This is a genomic window from Fluviicola sp. (genome assembly GCF_039596355.1).
In the GTDB taxonomy this organism is placed as follows: Bacteria; Bacteroidota; Bacteroidia; order Flavobacteriales_D; family Crocinitomicaceae; genus Fluviicola.
Map to the genome: position 1 here is coordinate 25,687 of NZ_JBCNJW010000017.1, position 22,620 is coordinate 48,306.

A 22,620-nucleotide genomic window follows, 5' to 3' on the forward strand; every position below is an offset into this window, starting at 1 on the left:
CAATTGTTCATCCGCTGGCACAAACTGATTTGAAGTCAATGAGTGTATCTGCATACTCATCCACTTTCCTGAGAAGAAAAGGAGCACTCGACTTGTGTTAAATTCAGATCGAAATGTTAAAATAAAGCACTGTAATGAATAATAAATTACTTTCAGCACTAATCTAAAAATATCACTATGAAAACAATCACTTTTTTGGCCTTCGTGCTAACCGCCTACGTCGGGATTTCTCAAACAGTAATCACTCAAAATGTTAAACATGGTAATAGTTCGGGCATCGGGACTACCAATGGTTGTTCTACTGTCAGACTGATCGTAGATTACACCGTAGGTGGTGTAGGTTATTCCGTGAGCAGCGCGAACACGTCCTTAGATGAAGGAAATACGGTTACATTAAGTGCAACTGTACCTGCATCTGCCGGGAGCCGGCCAACAATCACAGCTAAGAGATTACTGATTTCGGCTCCTTCAAACTCGTATGTTTACACCATTACGGGTGCGGCAAACGGTGTGACCATTAATTATCCAACGCAATTATGCCCAAATGAGGTATACTCAACACAGTTGTTGATTGATGAGATCCCAACTTTGGTTGAATACGTGTTTACCTATTAGAAAGAAGATAGGATCTCAATACGAAACAAATGTAAAGGCTGTCTTATGTTGAGACAGCCTTTTTTACTTAAAGACCGGCAAGATGTTGGTATGAAATCAATGATTTTCGGGAGAATTGGATGTATCCTCCCCCCTTTGTCCCCCTCCCAAACCGGATTGAAACTTCGAACACCAATCCCACTCTCAAAACTCACACTCGTCCCTGAAAAGAAAAAGCCCTGAAAAACAGAGCGAGTGTGAGAGTGAGTATTGAGGGGAAAAAGAAAAAGCGAATTACGGTAGTAGTTCGCTTTTTCTTTTTGTGACCCCGGAGGGATTCTAACCCCCAACCGCTGGAGCCGAAATCCAGTGCTCTATACAGTTGAGCTACGGAGCCTTTTTGACCGGAATTTCCGGTTCAGACCCCAAAAATAGTTCCTTTTTTCACTTCTCTTGCGAATTTTCCAATAATTTTGATGAGTTTGCGTTTATACACCAAAATAATTTCCATGCGAAACGCTCTTTTATTAGCTTCTATCGTTTTTTCTTCCACGGCTTTTTCCCAGCTTGGAACCGGCCAATGGCGGATGCATGTTGCGGCATCCCAGGCAATTGACGTTGCTTATGGGGGCGGCCTCGCGATGGCGGCTCTTGGAACCGGAGTGATCGAATACGATGAAGCGGCCGCAGAGAGTAAAATTTACAACGACCAGAACGGACTTTCCGATATCCAGGTCTCCTGCATTGTATACGAACCCGGTACAAAGTGCTTCTTCATCGGATATGACAATGGAAACATCGACCAGCTGTATACCGACGGCTCCATCGTCAATATTCCGGCGGTCAAACTGGCAACCGTTACCGGGAACAAGCGCATCAACAGCTTCACGGTACGCAACGGAAAAGTATTTGCCGCAACCGGGTTTGCGATCATTGTGCTCGACCCCGTAAAACACGAGGTAAAAGATACCTACTATCCGTTTTCGATTCCTAAAAACTACCAGTCGGTGCTGTTTTTGAACGATTCGATCTATGTGTTGCACAACGACGGAATGGTGCGGGCGCTGGAAAGCAATATCCTGTTGGGAAACCCGAATAACTGGACTGTCGATGCACGTGTGGGAGCACCCGCTTTGGATGTGTCCTATGCAAGTGCGTCTGCTTACAACAACGACATCTATATTCTGGCGAAGAAAGAAATCTACGGAAGCGATTCCATTATGAAAGTCACATCTTCCGGGCTGCAACTATTTATCGGGGATGCCTTTGACATGGAAATTCAACGATTCCAGGTAGTAAACAACAAATTCGGAGTCAGCTTCTCCGATACGTATATTTTGTTTAATGAGGATAAGTCCATTTTCTTCGGAAGTTCCAGTTATTCCAACCCGTCTCCGCAGATTCGCGGGGCCGTTTTTGACGGAAACAGTTACTGGTTTGCAGATTACAAAAACGGATTGGTTCGCTACGATACTTACGGAAATGCGAAGATTATTTCGCGGGAAGGTCCGCCTAAGAACGACTTTTTCAGCATCAACGGACAGGACGGAAAAATTGTTGTAACCGGAGGTACAATCGACCGCATCGAGTTGAATTACAGCCTTGCGGGAGCGTATACGATGAAAGACGAGGTTTGGACCTTGTTTGATAAAACCAGCCAGGCTCCGAAATGGGACAACGAAGTGTGGGCAATCGGTTCGGCGGCAATTAACCCGAAAGACCTGGAAGAAGTTGCGCTTGGAGGATATTGTGCCAACGGGCTGAGTATTGCCCATGGGAGCCAGATTACGGATGTGTACAATGCGACGAATTCGATCCTGGAAAATACAACCGTCGGGAATAACCAGATGTGTATCACTGACCTGGAATACGATGAAGACGGGAATTTGTGGATCGCCAATGCGTATTCCATGAAACCGCTGAAGGTGAAAACAGCTGGTGGAAGCTGGTATGAAATGGCGACTCCTAATACGGCTGCTACGGTTTATATCACCAAACTGGCGATCGATTACAATGGGAATAAATGGATTGGAGTTTACGGAAAAGGTTTGATGGGGTACAAAGACAATGGAACGATTTCCAACACAGCCGATGATATCAACCGACTGATGCAGACCGGTTCCGGATCCGGAAACATGCCTTCCAACAACGTAACAGCGCTGGCTGTTGACTTTGACAACGAGATTTGGATCGGGACGGATAACGGATTGGCCGTTCTATACAACAGTGCAGGAATCTTCAATACTGCCGGAACAACCGATGTTTCCCGAATCCTCGTAACCTATGACGGAAATGTGGAAATGCTTTTGGGAACGTCATATATTTCGGATATTGAGGTCGATGGAGGAAACAGAAAGTGGATCGGAACCGCTGAATCAGGAGTGTTCCTGGTTTCTGCCGACGGACAGGAAGTGATTGCGAATTTCAACAAAGACAACTCCCCGATGATTTCCAACAACGTGCTGGATATGGAATTCAACCAGCTTACGGGAGAATTGTTCATCATCACCGATAACGGGATGGTTTCTTACCGTGCAGATGCTACGTATGAAGACGCGGATTACGCTTCGACAATTGTTTTTCCGAACCCGGTTAAACCCGATTATTTCGGACCGGTAACCATCCAGGGAATCAAATACGGAAGCGATGTGAAAATTACAGATGCAGCCGGAAACCTGGTCTACAAAACCACTTCAAACGGAGGAACCGCAACCTGGAACGGGAAGCGATTGACCGGAGAAGATGTGAGTTCGGGAGTGTATTTCATTTGGACAGCGCCGACTGACGGAAAAGGGAAGAAGGTTGGTAAAGTGGTGGTCATTCGATGAAAATAACGGATAAAGCCATTGTTTTATCGCGTTTGTCCTATTCAGAATCCAGTCTGATCGTCAACTTGTTTACCCTGGAATCGGGGCTTCAAACCTTTTTGTTCCAGGGAGCTAAAAAGAAGAAGGGATTGATCCTTTTTCCACTGGAACTGGTCGAAATTGCCTATTACAAGCGCAATGACAGCAGCCTGATGAAGCTAACGGAAATGCAGGCGCTTGAGCCCTTGCACCATTTGCTGGACAATCCCCTGAAATCAAGCATTGCATTTTTCATTTCCGAATTGATGATGAGCTGTCTGCGAGACAATCACCAGGACAAGAAACTATTCCTGTTCCTGAGCGAACAGATCCACTGGCTGAACCTCACCGAAGAGTTGAGTAATTACCTGATTTGGTTTTTGGCACAAATTTCCAAACTGGAAGGCTTTCAACCTGAAATTCAGCATGAGAATCCGCGGTATTTTGAGCTACAGGAAGGAAAATTCACGACTGAACTACCTTTTCTGCCGTCTTACCTGGAAGAACCCTGGCTTCATTGGCTCACGGATAGTTTGCGGTTAGAAAAACTCGATTTTCTCGCACTTTCCATCCCCAAAGACGAACGCGTGAAATTAATCGATGCCTGGCTGGAGTATTACCAGTTTCACGTGAGCGGCATGCGCAAACTGAAGTCGCTGGAAGTGATCCGGACGGTGTTTAGTTAATTGAATGAGACTTAAGACTTTGAGAGACATGAGTCAAGACATTCGGAGAAAAGACACCAAGACATCAGGAGTCAATACAAACACTGGTTTTTATTCTTGTCTCTTGTCTCAATAAGTCCTGACTCTATAAATCGCGCCTCTACAAGTCTTGTCCCAATGTGAGTTACTTTCGTTCAATTTCCTTCAGGTTTTCCATCTTTTTCGTTGCCAGGAATCCGTTGATATCATCGAAATGCGTTTTTACCCGCTTATTTCCGAATTCGTAGACCTTGGTTACCAGCCCGTCCAAAAAGTCACGGTCGTGAGAAACGAGGATCAAGGTTCCGTCGAAAGCATTCAAAGCGTCTTTAATGATGTCTTTGGTTTTCATGTCCAAATGGTTGGTCGGCTCATCGAGAATCAACAGGTTGACCGGCTCAAGCAATAATTTGATGAGTGCCAAACGCGTTTTTTCCCCTCCTGAGAGCACTTTGACCTTTTTGGTAGATGAATCCCCGCCAAACATGAAAGCACCCAGCAAATCCTTTATTTTCGTGCGGATATCGCCTTCTGCAATGCGGTCGATCGTTTCAAAGATCGTCAGCTCCTCATCGAGCAAAGATGCCTGGTTCTGCGCAAAGTACCCGATCTGGATATTGTGGCCCAATTCCAGGTTTCCATCGTAGCCGATTTCCTGCATAATTGCTTTTACCAGCGTTGATTTACCTTCCCCGTTTCTTCCTACGAAAGCCACTTTTTCGCCGCGTTCAATCGTTACGTTGACATCGTTGAAGACGACATGGTTATCGTATTTTTTACTCAATTCGGTAATCACCACCGGGTATGAACCGGAACGTGGTGCCGGTGGAAACTTCAGGCGGAGCGCAGAATTGTCTACTTCATCCACTTCAATGATGTCGAGTTTTTCGAGCATTTTCACACGGGATTGAACCTGCAGCGTTTTCGAATACGTTCCTTTGAAGCGCTCGATGAATTCGGTTGTTTCCGCAATGAATTTCTGTTGTTCTTCGTATTGTTTCTGCTGCTGTGCTCTTCGTTCCTTGCGCAGTTCGAGGTAGTGAGAATATTTCGCTTTGTAATCGTAAATACGTCCCATGGTCACTTCAATGGTGCGGTTCGTAATCGCATCCACAAATGCGCGGTCGTGAGAGATCACTACCACCGCTTTGGCACTGTTCACCAGGAAATCCTCCAGCCACTGAATGGATTCGATGTCCATGTGGTTCGTCGGCTCATCCAGCAGGATCAGATCCGGTTTTTGAAGCAGGATTTTTGCCAATTCAATGCGCATTCTCCATCCACCGCTGAATTCGGAAGTGGGGCGGGTGAAATCTTCGCGCTCGAATCCCATTCCCTTCAGCACTTTCTCTACTTCACCGTCGTAATTGATCTCTTCGATGGAGTAGAATTTTTCGCTCAGTTCCGAAACGCGCTCAATCAGTTTCATGTAATCGTCCGAATCGTAATCCGTGCGCACCGTCAGTTCCTGGTTCAATGCCTCAATCTCGTCGCGCATGGCGAAAATGCTTGCAAATGCTTTGCTGGTTTCTTCGAAAACCGTACAGTTGTCTTCCGTCAATAAGTGCTGTGGCAAGTAAGCAATCACGGCATCTTTCGGAGCAGAAACGCCTCCTTTGGTCGCTTTGTTCACACCTGCAAGGATTTTGAGCAAGGTTGATTTTCCTGCACCGTTTTTTCCCATCAATGCAATTTTATCTGTGTCATTGATTACGAAAGACACATCACTGAACAAAACTTTTCCGCTGAACTCAACCGTTACACTATCAACTGAAATCATATTTCCGATTTTTTAGAGGTGCAAAGGTACTGACAACTTTGGACTTCCGGGAGTTTCAAAACACAAAAAAGGTTACCTGACGAAGAGGGTAACCTTTTTCGGTTATTGGTATCGGTTTCAGTTAAACGAGGAATAGGACGATCATATCAACCAGGACTGTGAAGATGAAAGCGTTCAGAATCCATTTCATCGGAGCTACAGCCAGGAGCAGACTCAGGGTGGTCATGGTTGGTATGACAACTGCAATCAAAGACCATGTATGGAGCGCGGCACCGTAACTCATGGTGATGCCGCCCAGACAACCTATAATTAGTAATGTGATTGCAATTACGCCAAATCGATATTCACTTGCTGCGGTTTCTAACTTCATCCAAGTGGTTTGTTTTATTTCCTGCGGTTTCATAACTTACTGATTTTGATAGTTCAAAGTTCCGGAATGAAAGGCGGAGTAAAAATGAGACGAATCACAAAAAAACCTGATTTATGTTAGTAAATCACTATTGTTTCATCTACTTCCTTATATTTGATTTAATAATTAGAGTAAAAAAGTGGTTATGAAAAAGGTAAAAATGATGCTGTTGTTGGCGGCTTTAGGGTTGTCTTCCGGCAATTTGCAAGCTCAGGGATTTGGAGGAAGTGGAAGCAGTTATTTGCAATTGGGCTTAGGTTTGAACCAGCACTATTCCATTTATTCGGATTATGACAAGGCGTACAATACCAATTATGGTGCGTTTAATTTTCAGATGGAATTCGGTGTTCACAAGTACATTGGAATTGGATTTATGGTGGGGGCAGAAGTCGCAGTGAGAACTTCCGGGTATTATTACGGCGGAGTATACGCTCCCGGGTATGTTGTGCCATCTAATTCTCCGTACTGGAATTTCGGTGTGCCGATCGGTTTTATTGCGAACTTTCACTTCCTGCAGCTGATTGCTGATAAGACAGGAAAAGGATTTGCGAATAAAATGGACGTTTATGGAGGATTAAATATCGGAAGTGGACCGGTTTTCCGAAATGTACGTAAGAAATACGACAATGACCCGTATTACGACTCACATGTAGGTGCGTTGTTCTTCATCGGGCCGCACGTTGGATTCCGCTACTTCCCAAGTGAAAAAGTGGGAGTTTATGCGGAAGCAGGTTACGGGAAATCATTGATTACAGGAGGAGTGATCTTCAAGATGTAATCCGGAAATCAAGAAAATAAACATAAATAAGAAGGGGACGCGATGCATCGCGTCCCCTTCTTATTTGAATACAATTCAACCTTACATTTTAATAAATGATTCGGAATATTTCTCTCCGTCTTTCGTTTGGATCACCAGGAAATAGCGCCCCGGAGCCAGGGATGAGATGGAGATTTTCGCATCTTTCTTTTCGGTTTCCATTACTTTCTCGCCCAGTTGGCTAAAGATTTGGATGTTGGAAGCATCAATCAAATTGAAGTTCTCAATGGTCAGAATGTCTGTTGCAGGAACCGGGTAGAGTGCAATCTTTTTGCCGTTGATCTCCAATAAACTTAACGGATGTGCGCCTTCTACCACCGTGAGTGGCTGGTTGATCGTCGGGTTGTTGACCTGGTCGATGTGTCCTGAAGGCCATTTGATCATCACGGAGTCAATGGTTGTTGCAGTACCGATTCCGAAATGCGCGTTCAGGGTATTCATGTATTTGAATCCTTCACCGCTTCTCACATCGCGGATTTGTTTTCCCCATGATCCGTAAATTTCAACACGTGCACCAATCGCATTGGAGTTACTTTGAATTCCCTGCAGTTGAATTTTGATCCAGTTGTTGTCGTTTCCGTCATTCATGTAGACTGTGTTTCCGTTGCGTACATCGAGGAAACCGTCGTTATTCAAATCTCCGATTGCTCCGTTGGTGAAGCTGTAAACGATCGGGAAGAAGGTGAAATCCCCGTTACCGAACATGATTTTGTTACCACCACCCAAAACATCCGCAAAACCGTCGTTATCGAAGTCATAGGAAACGTGCTCGATGTTCAGGCTGTTATTCAGGTTCCACCCAGATCCTGCTGTGATGTCTGTGAAGGTTCCGTCTCCGTTGTTTCTCATCAGTTTGTGCATTCCATCATCCGCAGAACTCGCACCTACCAGGGCATCCATCCACCCGTCGTTGTTGTAATCGTTCCAGGCAGAAGACCAGGTTTGAATCGGGTCGGCCATGTTTGCCTGCGTAGAAACATTGGTGAACACGCCGTTTCCGTCATTGCGGTGAAGTTCATTGATTTTCGCTGTTGAAGCACCTCCGCGACATTTTGCAATAAATAAATCCTGGTCACCGTCGTTGTCGTAATCCGTCCAGATGGAACCGTAATTTCCTCCTTCCGGGTGATCTCCCAAACCTCCCTGGTGGAAAGTCAGATTCCCGTTCCCGTCGTTGATGTAGTACACATTCGGATCAATGTCGTGGCATGAAAAAGCATCCAGGTTCCCATCGTTATTGATATCTACGAAGTTGGTTCGCTGGCAGAATACATATTCCGTTCCTGAGATTTCCGTAAAACCGGTTCCTGTTGCATTGGCTTTCATGAACGTAACTCCGGATCCGCTTCCGTACATCATGTCGTTGAACCCGTTTTTATCAATATCCCCGATCGCCATACTCCAGCTGGGCTGGAACATCGTAGTGGTGGTCGGTATGTTGGTGGTAACAAAAGTTCCGGAAGATTGCTGGTACAGAATCTGGACATTGGAACTCGATACCGTGATAATATCATCCAGGTAATCGCCGTTCATGTCCGTTACTGCCAAACCGTAACTTCCGCTGATAGTAGGAAAAGTAACGGGTGTGAACGTAACAGGAGGTGTAGCGGGAACCACAATCGGATTCTCAGTTAACTGGAAGCTGAATCCGTTGGAAGACCAGCGGTTATCAAACGCGATGGTATAGGTCGTTCCAGTGGTGACATTGAAGGTTGCCGTAGAAGTAAGTCCTGAACCGTTGTCGTCATCTCCTGCCACGCAAGCCAATGCCCCGCAGACTCCGGAATACACGTGAAAACGGGTGTCTGTTCCATTGGAAGCAGGTAAGTCGGTTGTGAGCTGAATGGTGTAATCGGCCGTAGGAGTATAGGTATACCATTCGGCGGCTGTTACATTGGTTGCCCCGTTGGGAGCGCAAATCACGGTTGGGGGTTCTGTTCCGTCAACGGCGGTAACGACATAGGTTCCTGCTGTGACAGGAAGTGCTGTGGAGCAGGTGTTTTGGGCTTGTGAAAGCAGCGGTAGTCCAAGCAAAAGAAAAAAAGTACATGTTGTTTTCATTTTGTAGGGTTTTAAGTTTATAAACAGGGTTTAGTTAGTTGCAAGTTTGCTTCCAGTTGATCCAGTCTTCCAGGAGCTGTAGTCCTTCTTCATGAACAATGCTTCTGCCCAGCAAAGGCATGCGTTCGCTTGGAACCACAGAACCTAAGCGGTAATACATCATGGAACGGTTTTTATCACTTGGCTTGATAATATATGCCAGTGATGAATTGATGAATTCTTCCGGCTCTACACACAATCCGAGATTGATCGGGTCAGAAGTTTCGGAGAACGCAAGGCGCATTGGACGGTAATCACAATGCTTCCCTTCGCTGTGGCAATGTGCACAGTTGATATCGACATAGGAGCGGAAACGCTGATCAATGGTTTTGGTCTGATCCATGTAATTCACGGTCGAAACAATGTTTCCCGGAAGATTGTTAGTGAGATAACCAACCGCGATTAGTTTCTGGAGCTGGTTTTGGGTTCCGTCTTCGTAGGCATAATCAACGTTGAGATTCTGCGGTTTCACCCCGATTGGAATCGGCTGATCATTGATTTTGTGACAGGTATGACATTCGGTTTCGGACGGGATGCGGTAGGCGGCGCTTTTGGTTTGTCCGTTTTGAAGCCAGCTGATATTGGTATAACTTCCGTTCATGTCGAGGTATGCCTCCGTTTGTTGCGTATTCCAGACATAATTGGCAAAAATCCAGCCGGAGGATTTCCGGATCATAATCCGTGTTTCAATGATGCGTGTTCCACCGTCTGGCTGTACATCGTCGTAGTAAAAAGTCTTGATGAGTGCTGTTCCGACCGGGAAATCGAGGACTTCGTGATCACTCGTATAATTCGCTTTTGTACCCGCCGGAAGCCAGATGAAACGTTTCTTGTGCGCATAATCCGTAAACAAGGCAGAAGCGGGTTCGTAAGGAAGAACGCCATCTACCGGATTCTGATCCTTCATCGTGCCTTCGAAAAAGCGGTAATCGGACAGTTTTGCATAGGGAACTTTCGTGAGGTCTACCGACACACCGGTTTCTTCTTCAACAGGTGGGGAAACGGGTTCTACCGTGGGCTTCTTTTTACAGGATGGGAAAAGAAAAAGCAATAGGGTAAATGCGCCGACGGCACAAAACCATACCATGAACCGACTTGAATTCGCCTTGCTCTGTTTCATAAGAAGTGTAGTGTTTGCCAGTTAAATTAACGTTGGAAATAAATGGGTTTTCATTTTTTTTGAAATACCGTTTCAATTCCGTAACAGTTGTTTCACACTCTATAGATTGAGAATAAAGGGCGATAGTTGCTTTGAAAAGCTTGTTTTGTGAAAATTTGGTTAGATTACCGTGAATTTATTTGATTTTTAACGGGTTGATTTATTTACCCTGGTAGGTGGTGGGTAAGTGTACACTTATCCCTGATTTGCAAAAAAGAGGAGCGCCTTGCGTGAAACAATGTTGTATTTATGAATAAAGAGGTCCCGAAGTTTCAGGATTAAGCGCCTCCAACATTTGGGGTAAAATATAACACATGTTGTGTTTAAAATGATTTGGGTACAGAGAGTACTCTATCCCATCAATTTGAGAAAATAGTCGTATGGAAGCTTGCAATTAAGGAAATGCATATGGAAAACGCTTGTTTTTAAATGACTGAAGCTGTTTAAAAGAAATCGTAAACCCTTCCGTCTCACACACCCTTGCTGCTCTGAAAACCGAAGCATAAAACACAATGCCTTTTCCGGTAAACTCCCAGGAAGCAAAGGTCCAGCTTTGCGGATCGAGGTACAATTCATTGCAGGAATCCTCCTCATCCGGGTTTCCTTCGGGATCCGCCGGGTGGATTTGTTTATTCGTGAGTAAAAGCTCAATGAGTTTCGGTGCAAAATAATCCGTGCGGTAAGTTGTAAACCGGTTGAAAGATTCCGAACTTCCGTTTTCTTCATACTTCGCAACAGAAGGATCGAATACCAACACATCTTCGAGATCATACTCTTTCCCGTTGTTCAGATCGAAAAGGTATCCCATTTTGCCAAAATCCGGATGCGCGCCACCGCAATAGTAGGAAGACCAAATGGTAAAACTCAGCAGGTTTTTGTTGAGGAAATTCGGGGTAACATCATACTCGATGTTATTTCCGGAGCTGTAATCAAAACCCGACGAACAACCCAATTGATCCATCACATTCTGAAACAAAATTGCTTCCAGTTTGGGATTGATGCGTTTTTGGACTGCCGGATCAAAATCCGAACCCAGGTAAAATCCGAAAGTCGCTCCATGTTTTTCGTGAACCCAGCGGAGGGTTTTTCCTGTGAATGTACTGGTCGAATCATCCTGGAACTGTACCAATCCGGAGCGTACATACTCATACAGGTCTGTTTTCTGGTATTTTTCCACCAATGGGATGTGGTTGTATGGATTGGGATTGTTCTCCGGCTTAATCGGGGCGAGAGACACCGGGAGTTTTTTGCCTTTCGCGTTTTCCCAGGTTCCTTTGAAAATACCGTTTGTTTTGGTAAGGGTAAACTTTTCCTCGAAGCCGGAATCGTGTTTACCAAAGTAAAATACGAAGGTATTCTTGTTTCGGACTCCCTCCAGGACGATGTCTTTCAGCGAAGATTGGTAGAAATAGCGCACATCGACAATCCGAGGCTCGTCTTTGGGATAATCCATGGTGTAATCCTCGAATTTCATACAGATTTTTGACTTCCCGACCGTTCCCTGCAGCGTGTACAAGACAGAAGCAAAAGCGCCGTTTCCGGCAAATAGAAAAATGAAAAAAATCCAGGATTTCATGTATCGTCTGTTTGTGGTTATTTAAAAGCAAAAACCGTTCCCCGGATTCCGGAAAACGGTTTTCAATCTGTATTAATCAACCAGGTCGACAATCAGGTTGTCTTCCGTTTTGGTCACTTTTAAAAGACTGTTCTTCGTGAGGCCTTTGATGCTGGTATCCCACTGCTTGTTGCTCAAATTGGCAGCCGTTTTCAATGCATTCAGATCCATTGATTTTTCGCGTTTCATGATGTCGAAAATCAACTGTTCGTTTTCGTTCAAAACGATTTTTACCGTTTTTTCCGGGCGCATTTGCGGGAAGAATAGCACTTCCTGGATCGAAGGATTGTTGGTCAGGTACATGATCAAACGATCCATCCCGATTCCCAAACCGGAAGTAGGAGGCATTCCGTATTCCAGTGCACGGAGGAAATCCTGGTCGATAAACATCGCTTCGTCGTCTCCTTTTTCCTGCAGGCGCAATTGCTCTTCAAAACGTTCGCGCTGGTCAATCGGATCATTCAACTCGGAATATGCATTCGCGATTTCTTTTCCGCAAACCATCAATTCGAAACGTTCTGTCAGTTCCGGGTTGTCGCGGTGTGTTTTACACAATGGCGACATTTCTTTCGGATAATCTGTGATGAAAGTCGGTTGGATGTAGTTTCCTTCACACTTTTCACCGAAGATTTCATCGATCAGTTTTCCTTTCCCCATGGTTTCATCCACAGCGATTCCCATTCCTTTGGCAGCAGCTCTCAGTTCCTCTTCCGATTTTCCATCGATGTCGAAACCAGTGAAATCAATGATCGACTGGCGCATGGTTACACGCTTGTACGGTGCTTTGAAATCGATGGTGTGCTCGCCGAAAGTCGTTACGGAAGTTCCGTTTACTGCAATGGCGCAGTGCTCCAAAAGCCGCTCCGTGAAATCCATCATCCAGTTGTAGTCCTTGTAGGAAACGTAAATTTCCATCGCCGTAAACTCCGGGTTGTGCGTACGGTCCATTCCTTCGTTGCGGAAGTTTTTGGAGAATTCGTAGACACCATCAAAACCACCTACGATCAAACGCTTCAGGTACAATTCATTCGCAATACGCATGTAAAGCGGAATGTCCAGCGCATTGTGGTGCGTGATGAACGGACGGGCAGAAGCTCCACCCGGGATTGCCTGTAAAATTGGAGTTTCAACCTCCATATATCCTGCGTCGTTGAAGAAACCACGCATGGCAGAGAACAATTTGGTGCGTTTCACAAAAACCTCCTTGACCTGCGGATTTACAACCAAATCCACATAACGCTGGCGGTAACGCAGTTCCGGATCAGTAAATGCATCGTGCACTTTTCCTTCCGCATCGGTTTTAGGAAGCGGAAGCGGTTTCAGCGACTTGCTCAGCAATTGGAATTCTTTCACATTCACGGAAACTTCTCCGACCTGTGTTTTAAAAACTTCCCCTTTGATGCCGATAAAATCGCCCAGGTCCAACCACTTTTTAAACAGATCGTTGTAAAGCGATTTGTCTTCTCCCGGACAAATTTCATCGCGGTTGAAGTACACCTGGATTCTTCCTTCCGAATCCTGAATTTCAGCAAAAGAAGCCTTTCCCATTACACGCTGGCTCATCATTCTTCCGGCCAGACACACCTGTTTACCTTCTTCAAACTGGTTCTTGATAGAAGTGGAGTAATCTGTTACCGGGTAGAGAGCCGCAGGATAAGGATCAATTCCTGCATCACGTAAATGCTGCAACGTCTGACGTCGCTGGATTTCTTGTTCTGATAGTTCTTGTGACATTTTATTTTGCTGTTGGGACGTTCAAATTTAAGATATCAGTACTTAAATCGAACGTCTGTAAATTGTTATTCGTTCGTATTTTAATTTTTGTGTATGATGACTGAGCGGAGTCGAAGGCGATCATACACATTCGTTTATTTGTTCCGGCTATTGGTGATTGAGTAAAGCCCGCTACATGGTATAGTGAGCTTGTCGAACTACCAATGCGGACAGCTATCACAGCCATTCTTGGTTTTGATGTAGAACATCAGCCCCAAAGATACGTTGTATGTTGCTAATCCGAAAGCCTGTTTCGCCCGTTGATTGCGGTCATTCGGACGGGTGTGTACTCCCGGAAGATGTGCAAAAGCCAATCCGCCTTCTGCCTGGAGGAACACGTGCTTGAAAAACTCGAATCGCATGCTTGCGTTGGCCCCGATTCCATATCCCGAAAGTGCTGTTGCCCGGTTGGTCTGCTCATTGGCAAACAGGAAGTTGGTAGTTGTGAGCATAGGCCCCAAATTCAACCCTACATTTCCTGTAATCGCAAATTGGCGTTGTCTTCCGGCTTCCCAGATATCGTAAGAGCGCATGAGTTCGATCCGCAGATAATTCAAGCCTCCCGAATGTTCGTAGTGAAAATGCTTCGGATCGATGGTGGTCGATTCCTGCTGGTAGTTTCCTGTCCACACAGAATCAACACCGATCCCGAAATGACCGTCCATCACCACTTCATTGTTGGGAGCCATGACGTAATTGAAATGATCTACTCCCACCGAAAGTGCCCATTTCTCCGTGAAATAATACCCGATGCGGAAATTATATTGCGGAATGGTCATGTTGGCCGGATTCAGATACAAATTTGCTCCGAACTTCGGTTGCCTGTCTGTTGCTTTTACTCCTTTCAGTTCAAAATCGTAATCCGATCCGATAAAATGGATGGTCGATTTGGTGTAAGCGGTGCGGTTATAGCCCCAGTAGAAAAAAAGCGTACCGGCATTGGTACTTCTTTTTCGCTGGTGTCTGCGAATTTGTGCATCGGCAGGGGCGGCAATAAGCGCTAAAAGTAAAACAACAAACAGTCTTTTGTACATGCTTGAATTATTTAGTCATTTTTAAAAAATGAACCTCTTGTTCGGTCAGATGTCTGTAATAACCTCGCGGCAAATCTTTCTTCGTTAAGCTGGCAAACTGAACGCGATCCAGTTTCACGACTTCGTAGCCCAGTTTTTCAAACATCCGGCGCACAATGCGGTTTTTCCCCGAGTGAATTTCAATTCCCACTTCACGGGAAGATTTTCCGTCTTTCACGTATTCAGCCTTATCCGCCTGAATGCGTCCGTCTTCCAGGTCAATACCGCGCATCAGCAATTCCAGGTGTTCCGATTGAACAGGTTTATCTGTTTCCACGTGGTAAATCTTGGTTGCTTCATAACGCGGATGCGTCAGTTTCTTCGCCAGGTCACCATCGTTGGTGAAAAGCAGCAAACCGGTTGTTTCGCGGTCCAGACGCCCCACCGGGTAAATCCGTTCCTTACACGCATTGAATACCAAACGCATGACCGTTTTCCGACCTAAAGGATCATCCATCGTAGTAATAAACCCTTTCGGCTTATTTAGTAACACATAACGCTTCGTTTCTGCGTTAATTGTTTCCCCGTCGTATTGTACTTTGTCCCCTTTTTTGATCTTGTAACCCAATTCGGTAATGATTTCCCCGTTCACGGTTACGACACCTGTCTGGATTAATACATCTGCCTCTCTGCGGGAACATACTCCGGCATTGGACAAGTATTTGTTCAAACGGATTTCGTCTTCATTGAATGAAGGCAGGGGATCTCCTTTACGGACTTTCGGTTTGAAATGAGGTTTCGAAGAAGCATCCGCTGCAGGTTCTTGTTTTGCAGGAATATTCGTTCGTTTTACAACGGGTTTTCCCGTTCTTGAGGAAGGTTTGGAACCTCTTCCTGTGTTGTTGTTTGTACGGCCTTTGCCTGTACCTGTTTTTCTTGTGTTCATCACGAGCAGAATTTAACTGTTTACTATCTCAGTAGACGCGGCAAAGATAAGACGTTTAATTGAGACTTCAACAAGAGTGCTTTGAAAGAATAGGAAGTTGATTGTCAATGCATTTAATTCAACGTACAAAAATCAAAAAAGTGCTTCGTTAAGAGTTGAAATGGAGAAGGGTTACTTGGACTTAGTTCGGCAAGCTCACTACAAGTCACTCAGTATGAATTACGACTTGAAACCTATTCGCTTTCGCTGAAGAGTTCTATTCTGTAATTTCTCTTGTCCGTAATCCTTTTTTGAGAAAAATCGTTTCAAGTTGTTTGTATTGGATCTTGCTAAACCCGTAGATGCCAAAATTCCGGATTTTACTGATGGAACTGCAAGTAAAACAAATCTCCAGGTAGCTCAGCAAATTCCCGTCTTTGTCGAAGAACAGAATTCCGTTTCTGGGTTCATAGCACGAGCCGCTGGTAATGGTGGTGTTTTGGGTGCTTGAGATCAGCGTTTTAAACAGGTCGTCCGGATTATTAAGCAATCTCCGGTGAAACACCAGGGTAGAATCCAGTTCCTGATTTCTGATCGCGCCCGCGTAATAACAACGCGTTTTCCCGCAAGTGGGCTTCAATTCACATAATTCTACATGATCTACCTGTGATAAAAACTCCCTTACCCGGATAGAATCTCTTGTAAAGCGATTTATTTCTTCCTGGGAGTGTAATGTAAAACTACTCAGAAAGAAAAACAGAAAAAATGCGCCTGGTTTCATAACCATCAGATGCCCGGAAATCAAAAATTCCATAAAATAAGAACGGATTTGTGCTCCTGTCGGGCTTTTATTCTGTGCAATCTGCGCAATTGGCGGGAACAACAACTTACGTCGAAAAAGCATCCTCGATATGCTCCAGTTTGGTGCGGTACTGATTGTGAACGATCGAAATGATATCGAAACGCACTTCCTGGCTCAGATTCCCGGATTGAACATAGTGATCTGCACACAAGATAATCTGCCGCTGTTTCTTTTTGGTAACTGCCATCCAGGGTTCACCAATTTCAGCCGTCTGCCGGGTTTTTACTTCCACCACGACGATTTGATCGTTCTTCTCTGCAATGATGTCGATTTCAAACTTGAGATAGCGGTAATTCGTTTTCCGGATAGTGTACCCGTTTTTCAGCAGGAACCGCTGCGCCATTTGTTCTCCGAACATGCCTAATTCCTGATCAGTCATAGCCTCTTTCTTCTTGAATATAAGAAAAAAGACCACTTCATCCAACAAAAAAGCTCCTTCGACTCCGCTCAGGCTGCTTTTTTGTTGTGTATATTTATGTATGCTGAGCGGAGTCGAAGCATGCTTATCTTGCTTTAAACTGAATATTGCTTCCGCCGGGAGTTTTGATCACCTGTTGTCCGAATTCGAATTCCAGTTCCTTGATCACTTTTCCGCGTTTGTCGAAGAGCTTCATTTTTCCGTGTTTCAGACCGTCTTTGTATTCGGTTTCTGAAATAACGTTCCCTCTGCGGTCGAGTTCGGTTGTTTTTCCGTGCAGTTTTCCGTCTTTGTATGTGTTGGTATTACTCGGAATTTTACCTCCCGGCCAGTAGGTATACCACACGCCGTCTTTTTCCCCGTTTTTGTAATCTCCTTCTTCGATTTTCTTGTAGTCTTTTTGAGAGAAGGAAACGGAATGACCGTCCTTGATGCTTTCTTTCACCTCGAAATCTTTCAGAGGACCATTTTTGATCTTGGTTTTCTTGGTAATGACCTTGTAGGTGAAAATATCCTTTTCCTTCCCGTTTTCGAAGAAGCTGGTCCATTGGCCTGTTTTTTCTCCTTCTTTGTAGGAGCCGAATACGTTTGGTTTACCGGTAGGGTAGTACGACTCCCATTTTCCGTGCATCAAGCCGTTTTTGAATGTTGCGATGTTTTTTTCTTTTCCGTTTTCCCAGTAATTCACCCAGGTTCCTTCTTCTTTCCCGTTTTTGTATACACCCGACATCAGGAGTGTACCGTTCTCATACCAGGTTTCCCATTTTCCGTGTTTCTCGTCGTTCTGGAAAGGACCCGTTTTGAATTTGCTTCCGTCTTTGTAGAAATAAGACCAGGTTCCCGTGCGTTTGTCGTGATCGTATTCCGCATGGTAGCTAACCTGCCCGGTAGGGTAGTAATACGTCCATTTCCCGTGTTGTTTTCCGAGATCAAAACTTCCTTCCTGATCCTTAGTTCCCTTTTTGGTGTACCAAACCCACTGTCCCGATTTTTCACCGTTTTTGTAGAACCCTTCTACGTTCAACTGTTTGTTGTCGTAGTAATATTGGTATGCACCGTCCAGTTTCCCATTGAGGTAATTGGTTGTTTTTTCAATGGAACCGGTGTAATAGTAATAATTCCAGGTGCTGTCTTTTTCCCCTTCACGGAACTTCCCGTTGATGAGCAGGTAGCCGTAAATGGAAAATTCCTCAAATGCACCGTCTTTTAAGCCGTTTTTATAGTTGTACCATTCCTTTTCCATCCCGGTATCGTAAAACGTCAGGTATTCACCGTTTCCGTCGGTGATTTTTTGGGTATGGAGACTATCGGGCAACCAAAATTCACGCATGTAAACCGTCGTGTCGATGACCTCTTCCACTTGTTTTTTTTGTCCGGAGAGGTAATAGCGTTCCCAGATTCCGAATGGTTTCCCGAATTTGAAATATCCTTGAACACTCAGTTTTCCCGTTTCATTCCATTCCCGGAACACACTGTCCTGTTCGCCCATCTTGAAATAACCTTCCTGTTTGCTTTTTCCGTTGGGATAATTGGCAATGACTCTTCCGTGCAGTTTCCCGCGGTAATAATTCCGTTCTTCCACTACGTTCCCGAAGCGGTCATAATACAGCCATTTTCCGTGTTTGTCTGCCGTTTCTCCCAACGGATCTTTGTAGTAACTTCCGATTGATTCCAATTGTGTTTGTTTGAAATCATAGTAGTTTTTGACCTTGGGAGTCAGGTTTTCCTTTTGAACGACCTGACCGAAGACCGTGAGCGCAAAGAAGGAAAAAAAGATACAAAGGAATTTCATGGAATGTGAATGATTGTTCAATTTGAATAAGCAGAATTTTTGCGAAATGTTACAGGAGCTATTTTGCCAAAAAACCTTTAATGATCAGCAATGCACCGGTTCCTATGATGATCAGTCCGATCAATCTGTTTAGACTCAGCAACAGGTTGTCTGTGATGAAAGGTCTCAGTTTTTTCGCCCCGAAAATTTTTAGCAAATCTATGGAAAAGAACGTCACCATGATGATGAGAATATACCAGTAGGTGCTTTCTTCTATGGCATTTCCTGAATTTTCCTTCCCGTCTGCACCAAGTGCAATCACGGTAATCCAGTAAAAAATCACGCCCGGATTTGCGAAATTGAGCAAAAAGCCTTTCAGTCCCAGCAGGATGAGGTCTTTCGTTTGGCTATTCAGTTGCTTGTCTGCTTCTTTGATGCCATCTTCTTTGGGCTTTTTCAACAAGGTAACCAACCCGAAAATCACCAGAATTCCGCCGCCGACAATCGAAATGATGTGCCCGTACTCGCCGGAAGTGATTTTACTGACCTCCGAATAGAAGATCACAGCAATGATGATGTAGATGAAATCAGAGAGGAAAACTCCCAGGTCAAACGCAATAGCGGCCCTGATTCCTTTTCGGATGCTGGTTTCCAGTAAAAGAAAGAATACCGGCCCGATCATTATACTAAGTATAAACCCGGTTAAGATGCCTTTGAGTAAAATATCGAGCAAAAGATTGGTTTTTCTGTTTTTACAAATATAAGCATTCGTTTTTTTTAGAAATATTAAATCTGAAAGAATGCAAAAGAAGAAGCCTGCCCCGGATTCATGAGTTCACACGTTTTTTGCAAAAAAACAGGGCCGATGTTATTTTAACTGCCAAGAAGTCATTACATTTGCATGTCTTGAAAGGCGTAGTAAAGTAGTTACGGTCCTGAAAATAAGTGAAGTATGAAAACGGCCATTGCCAATAAAAAATTAGAAACAATTATTTCCAATGTGGAAAAAGAGGGAATTGCTTACAAAGGCCTCGTAGAGGATTTGAAAGACTTGCGTGAGCAGGCGTTGAAAGAGCAGGATCCGCTGGTGGTAAAAGTTTTGCGTTTATCATACGAATTTTTGCAGGATAGAAATGCATTTGACGTACAGGCTCAATACGAAGAAGATGAAGAAGGAAACGAGTATCCTTTGGAAATCGAAGACCAGGAAAATTTCCTGTATTTGCTGAACCTGCTGAAAAATGCAGAACACAAAATCAACAGAGAAGAAATCAAAGATTACCGCACAGCCTTGAAACAAGAGTTGTACTAATCTCTCAGAGATACTGGAAAGCCCCGGCGAAATCGTCGGGGCTTTTTCTTTGCATGAAAACCGTTAACTTAGTCCTGAATTGAAAAAACAGGACATTCATCTGGGACACATTGAATCATTGAGAGCCATTGCGGCGCTGATGGTACTGATTTTCCATTTTATTTCATTTGAAGATCCGAAAGGCCCGCTTGTAAGCAATGAATCCGTCCGGAAGTATTCGGAGTTCGGGGCACAGGGTGTTGAGCTCTTCTACCTGATTTCCGGGTTTGTGATTTACTATTCGCTGTCAAAAGGCGTCTATGGATTCAAACACTATCCGAAATACCTGCTCAAACGCATCACCCGCATTTTTCCGCCCTTTTGGGGAATCATCCTGCTGATCTGTCTCGCACCCCTGATGTGGGATTGGCCTTTTCCTTATTCGGCAAATCAGGTGGTTCAAAACGCTACGCTCACAGTGGATCTTTTCGGGAACACGGAATGGATGAACCCGATTTTCGTCACGCTGAAAGTAGAGTTTATGTTCTACCTGATTATCGGACTGCTGGTTGTGGTGATGAAACGAAACGATTGGAGTTATGGGATCATCGTCTTCTCCAGCCTGGTTGCAGCGTATTATTTTTGTTCGTTCGACCTGGCTCACAACATCCCGTTTTTCCTGATTGGGATTGTCTGCTGTGAAATTTATAAGACGCGGCAAATTGTTCTGAACTACTGCCTGATGGCCTCCTGTTTGCTGTTTCTGTGCCTGTTTTTCCCGGTAGAAGACCTGGTGATTTCGCTAATTGGAGTGGTGTTCCTGCTTTGGATTCCGATCACGAACCGCGCTTTCAGATTTACGGGACAGTTTTCCTATTCGCTCTACCTCACGCATGGGTTTTCCGGCGGATTGTTCCTGACCTATTGCAAGAACCAGAAAGGGGTAGACTGGAATCCGTGGGTGTATATTGTACTGGCAGTGATCGGCTCATTGGTCTTCGCCTATTGCTATTTCCTGGTGATTGAAAAGCGCGCAATGGGTTGGTCGAAGGGAATTCGGTACTAGCGTATGAGACATTAAGAGGCAAGAGTCATGACCAATCCTGACTCTAAAAGTCTGGTCTCTTGACGCTATCTTTTTAATTCGTAAACCGGTACTTGATAATGCAGTAAATCGCTCTGAAACCATCTCTCCAGCCGATTTTTTTCCCTTCTTCGTAGGTTCTTCCGTAGTAGGAAATGCCCACTTCATAGATGCGGATTCCTTTTCGTCTGGCCAGTTTTGCAGTGATTTCCGGCTCAATTCCGAAGCGGTTCTCTTTGATTTTGATGTCTTTGGCAATCGAAGAACGAATCAGTTTGTAACAGGTTTCCATATCTGTCAGGTTCAGGTTCGTCATCATATTGGAAAGCTCGGTCAGGAACTTGTTCCCTTTGGAATGCCAGTAAAACAGGATTCGGTGCGGCTGGTGTCCCATGAAACGGGAGCCGTACACTACGTCGGCATTGTCTACGTAAACGGGCTTCAGCAGCAAGTTGTATTCTTCCGGATCGTATTCCAGGTCGGCATCCTGGATAATGATGTATTCTCCGCTTGCTTCCTGGATTGCGCGGTTAATTGCAGCCCCTTTTCCCTGGTTATGAGGTTGGGAAAACAAGCGGATATCCATTTCCGGGTTCGCTGCCATGTATGCTTCTATGCGTTCAACCGTATTGTCTTTTGAACAGTCATTGACGATCACAATCTCTTTTTGAACACCGTGTTCCAGGTGTACGTTTTTGATCTTATCCAGGATCAAATGGATGGTTGGCCCTTCGTTATAGGCGGGAATAAGAATGGATAGCTTCTGAATCATAAGCAAGGATGAAAAGTGTACTAATTTTTAAATGCTCATTTCCGGTACAAAATCCGGTACAACAAGGTCTCCTTCAGTCTTGGAGACAATCTCTTCGACACTCACACCCGGAGCTCTTTCCAGCAGGTGGAACTGGTTGTTTTTGATTTCAAGCACCGCCAATTCGGTGACTACTTTCTTCACACATCCCACTCCCGTTAGCGGAAGCGTACATTCCTTCAGGATTTTGGATTCCCCGGCTTTATTGGAGTGCATCATCGCTACGATAATGTTTTCAGCAGAAGCAACCAAATCCATTGCTCCTCCCATTCCTTTGACCATTTTTCCCGGAATTTTCCAGTTGGCAATGTCTCCGTTCTGAGATACTTCCATTGCTCCGAGAACGGTCAACTGAACGTGCTGTCCGCGGATCATGGCAAATGACGTAGCGGAGTCAAAAAAAGCGGCTCCTTTTCGGGCAGTAATGGTTTGTTTTCCGGCATTGATCAAATCCGGATCTTCTTCTCCTTCAAACGGGAAAGGACCCATTCCAAGAATTCCGTTCTCCGATTGAAATTCCACTTCAATTCCTTCCGGGATGAAGTTTGCCACAAGCGTAGGAATACCGATTCCCAAATTGACGTACCAGCCGTCGCGCAATTCCTGTGCAATTCGTTTTGCTATTCCGTTTTTATCTAGTGCCATATG

General features: G+C 44.8%; 20 protein-coding genes and 1 tRNA gene. 6 read left to right on the forward strand and 15 right to left on the reverse strand.

Annotated features, from left to right (window positions below; translation table 11 throughout):
• Positions 1–177 precede the first annotated feature (177 nt).
• Positions 178–615 carry a hypothetical protein gene (locus ABDV94_RS19620; protein ID WP_343748926.1) on the forward strand — a complete coding sequence of 146 codons (438 nt, stop codon included), beginning with the start codon at positions 178–180 and terminating at the stop codon, positions 613–615.
• A gap of 302 nt (positions 616–917) precedes the next feature.
• Here the strand turns inward: ABDV94_RS19620 and ABDV94_RS19625 are convergent.
• A tRNA-Arg gene (locus tag ABDV94_RS19625) sits at positions 918–991 on the reverse strand.
• Positions 992–1,103: 112 nt separating this feature from the next.
• On the opposite strand from ABDV94_RS19625, the gene ABDV94_RS19630 reads away from it, so the two are divergent.
• Positions 1,104–3,422 carry a two-component regulator propeller domain-containing protein gene (locus ABDV94_RS19630; protein WP_343748927.1) on the forward strand — a complete coding sequence of 773 codons (2,319 nt, stop codon included), beginning with the start codon at positions 1,104–1,106 and terminating at the stop codon, positions 3,420–3,422.
• Positions 3,419–4,126 carry a DNA repair protein RecO gene (gene recO / locus ABDV94_RS19635; RefSeq protein ID WP_343748928.1) on the forward strand — a complete coding sequence of 236 codons (708 nt, stop codon included), beginning with the start codon at positions 3,419–3,421 and terminating at the stop codon, positions 4,124–4,126. Before ABDV94_RS19630 ends, recO begins: the two co-directional genes overlap by 4 nt.
• 163 nt (positions 4,127–4,289) lie before the next feature.
• Here the strand turns inward: recO and ABDV94_RS19640 are convergent, their stop codons facing one another.
• Positions 4,290–5,924, reverse strand: a complete 1,635-nt coding sequence (locus ABDV94_RS19640) for an ABC-F family ATP-binding cassette domain-containing protein (protein WP_343748929.1) — start codon at positions 5,922–5,924, stop codon at positions 4,290–4,292.
• Between the two features lie 121 nt (positions 5,925–6,045).
• Positions 6,046–6,327 (reverse strand): hypothetical protein, encoded by a 282-nt coding sequence (locus tag ABDV94_RS19645; RefSeq protein WP_343748930.1) that lies wholly within the window; start codon positions 6,325–6,327, stop codon positions 6,046–6,048.
• 151 nt (positions 6,328–6,478) lie between these two features.
• On the opposite strand from ABDV94_RS19645, the gene ABDV94_RS19650 reads away from it, so the two are divergent.
• Positions 6,479–7,111, forward strand: coding sequence for a hypothetical protein (locus ABDV94_RS19650; protein WP_343748931.1), 633 nt, complete (start codon positions 6,479–6,481; stop codon positions 7,109–7,111).
• Positions 7,112–7,192: 81 nt separating this feature from the next.
• Here ABDV94_RS19650 and ABDV94_RS19655 read toward each other — a convergent pair whose 3' ends face one another.
• The 10 genes from ABDV94_RS19655 to ABDV94_RS19700 all read right to left on the reverse strand — a co-directional run bounded on the left by ABDV94_RS19655 (position 7,193) and on the right by ABDV94_RS19700 (position 19,519).
• Entirely contained in the window at positions 7,193–9,211 is a 2,019-nt protein-coding gene (locus ABDV94_RS19655; RefSeq protein ID WP_343748932.1) for an FG-GAP-like repeat-containing protein, read from the reverse strand.
• Positions 9,212–9,245: 34 nt separating this feature from the next.
• Positions 9,246–10,370: a hypothetical protein gene (locus tag ABDV94_RS19660; RefSeq protein WP_343748933.1), complete on the reverse strand. Its 1,125-nt coding sequence runs from the start codon at positions 10,368–10,370 to the stop codon at positions 9,246–9,248.
• 433 nt (positions 10,371–10,803) lie between these two features.
• Entirely contained in the window at positions 10,804–11,985 is a 1,182-nt protein-coding gene (locus tag ABDV94_RS19665) for a hypothetical protein (protein ID WP_343748934.1), read from the reverse strand.
• A 72-nt stretch (positions 11,986–12,057) separates the two neighbouring features.
• A complete protein-coding gene (gene lysS / locus ABDV94_RS19670; RefSeq protein ID WP_343748935.1) occupies positions 12,058–13,758 on the reverse strand; it encodes a lysine--tRNA ligase in 1,701 nt (566 codons plus the stop codon).
• A 197-nt stretch (positions 13,759–13,955) separates the two neighbouring features.
• Positions 13,956–14,831 carry a hypothetical protein gene (locus tag ABDV94_RS19675; RefSeq protein ID WP_343748936.1) on the reverse strand — a complete coding sequence of 292 codons (876 nt, stop codon included), beginning with the start codon at positions 14,829–14,831 and terminating at the stop codon, positions 13,956–13,958.
• A gap of 7 nt (positions 14,832–14,838) precedes the next feature.
• Positions 14,839–15,756, reverse strand: coding sequence for a pseudouridine synthase (locus ABDV94_RS19680; protein WP_343748937.1), 918 nt, complete (start codon positions 15,754–15,756; stop codon positions 14,839–14,841).
• 256 nt (positions 15,757–16,012) lie between these two features.
• Entirely contained in the window at positions 16,013–16,639 is a 627-nt protein-coding gene (locus ABDV94_RS19685; protein ID WP_343748938.1) for a hypothetical protein, read from the reverse strand.
• Positions 16,623–16,976 (reverse strand): YraN family protein, encoded by a 354-nt coding sequence (locus ABDV94_RS19690; RefSeq protein ID WP_343748939.1) that lies wholly within the window; start codon positions 16,974–16,976, stop codon positions 16,623–16,625. Before ABDV94_RS19690 ends, ABDV94_RS19685 begins: the two co-directional genes overlap by 17 nt.
• Positions 16,977–17,100: 124 nt before the next feature.
• Positions 17,101–18,807: a hypothetical protein gene (locus tag ABDV94_RS19695; RefSeq protein ID WP_343748940.1), complete on the reverse strand. Its 1,707-nt coding sequence runs from the start codon at positions 18,805–18,807 to the stop codon at positions 17,101–17,103.
• A gap of 58 nt (positions 18,808–18,865) precedes the next feature.
• Complete coding sequence (locus ABDV94_RS19700) at positions 18,866–19,519, reverse strand: LysE family transporter (protein ID WP_343748941.1); 654 nt, start codon at positions 19,517–19,519, stop codon at positions 18,866–18,868.
• Positions 19,520–19,738: 219 nt separating this feature from the next.
• Between ABDV94_RS19700 and ABDV94_RS19705 the strand changes: the two genes are divergently transcribed.
• A complete protein-coding gene (locus ABDV94_RS19705; RefSeq protein ID WP_343748942.1) occupies positions 19,739–20,098 on the forward strand; it encodes a hypothetical protein in 360 nt (119 codons plus the stop codon).
• Between the two features lie 79 nt (positions 20,099–20,177).
• A complete protein-coding gene (locus tag ABDV94_RS19710; RefSeq protein ID WP_343748943.1) occupies positions 20,178–21,143 on the forward strand; it encodes an acyltransferase in 966 nt (321 codons plus the stop codon).
• A 73-nt stretch (positions 21,144–21,216) separates the two neighbouring features.
• Here the strand turns inward: ABDV94_RS19710 and ABDV94_RS19715 are convergent, their stop codons facing one another.
• Positions 21,217–21,933 (reverse strand): glycosyltransferase family 2 protein, encoded by a 717-nt coding sequence (locus ABDV94_RS19715; RefSeq protein ID WP_343748944.1) that lies wholly within the window; start codon positions 21,931–21,933, stop codon positions 21,217–21,219.
• A gap of 27 nt (positions 21,934–21,960) precedes the next feature.
• Positions 21,961–22,617 (reverse strand): CoA transferase subunit B, encoded by a 657-nt coding sequence (locus ABDV94_RS19720; protein WP_343748945.1) that lies wholly within the window; start codon positions 22,615–22,617, stop codon positions 21,961–21,963.
• Positions 22,618–22,620: the final 3 nt, after the last annotated feature.

Coding starts and splice junctions, on each gene's coding strand:
- recO (WP_343748928.1), top strand. CDS start 3,419: ATGAAAATAACGGATAAAGCCATTGTTTTATCGCGTTTGTCCTATTCA.
- ABDV94_RS19685 (WP_343748938.1), bottom strand. CDS start 16,639: ATGCTTTTTCGACGTAAGTTGTTGTTCCCGCCAATTGCGCAGATTGCA.
- lysS (WP_343748935.1), bottom strand. CDS start 13,758: ATGTCACAAGAACTATCAGAACAAGAAATCCAGCGACGTCAGACGTTG.
- ABDV94_RS19660 (WP_343748933.1), bottom strand. CDS start 10,370: ATGAAACAGAGCAAGGCGAATTCAAGTCGGTTCATGGTATGGTTTTGT.
- ABDV94_RS19630 (WP_343748927.1), top strand. CDS start 1,104: ATGCGAAACGCTCTTTTATTAGCTTCTATCGTTTTTTCTTCCACGGCT.
- ABDV94_RS19675 (WP_343748936.1), bottom strand. CDS start 14,831: ATGTACAAAAGACTGTTTGTTGTTTTACTTTTAGCGCTTATTGCCGCC.
- ABDV94_RS19705 (WP_343748942.1), top strand. CDS start 19,739: ATGAAAACGGCCATTGCCAATAAAAAATTAGAAACAATTATTTCCAAT.
- ABDV94_RS19690 (WP_343748939.1), bottom strand. CDS start 16,976: ATGACTGATCAGGAATTAGGCATGTTCGGAGAACAAATGGCGCAGCGG.
- ABDV94_RS19695 (WP_343748940.1), bottom strand. CDS start 18,807: ATGAAATTCCTTTGTATCTTTTTTTCCTTCTTTGCGCTCACGGTCTTC.
- ABDV94_RS19720 (WP_343748945.1), bottom strand. CDS start 22,617: ATGGCACTAGATAAAAACGGAATAGCAAAACGAATTGCACAGGAATTG.
- ABDV94_RS19620 (WP_343748926.1), top strand. CDS start 178: ATGAAAACAATCACTTTTTTGGCCTTCGTGCTAACCGCCTACGTCGGG.
- ABDV94_RS19680 (WP_343748937.1), bottom strand. CDS start 15,756: ATGAACACAAGAAAAACAGGTACAGGCAAAGGCCGTACAAACAACAAC.
- ABDV94_RS19655 (WP_343748932.1), bottom strand. CDS start 9,211: ATGAAAACAACATGTACTTTTTTTCTTTTGCTTGGACTACCGCTGCTT.
- ABDV94_RS19645 (WP_343748930.1), bottom strand. CDS start 6,327: ATGAAACCGCAGGAAATAAAACAAACCACTTGGATGAAGTTAGAAACC.
- ABDV94_RS19640 (WP_343748929.1), bottom strand. CDS start 5,924: ATGATTTCAGTTGATAGTGTAACGGTTGAGTTCAGCGGAAAAGTTTTG.
- ABDV94_RS19715 (WP_343748944.1), bottom strand. CDS start 21,933: ATGATTCAGAAGCTATCCATTCTTATTCCCGCCTATAACGAAGGGCCA.
- ABDV94_RS19650 (WP_343748931.1), top strand. CDS start 6,479: ATGAAAAAGGTAAAAATGATGCTGTTGTTGGCGGCTTTAGGGTTGTCT.
- ABDV94_RS19665 (WP_343748934.1), bottom strand. CDS start 11,985: ATGAAATCCTGGATTTTTTTCATTTTTCTATTTGCCGGAAACGGCGCT.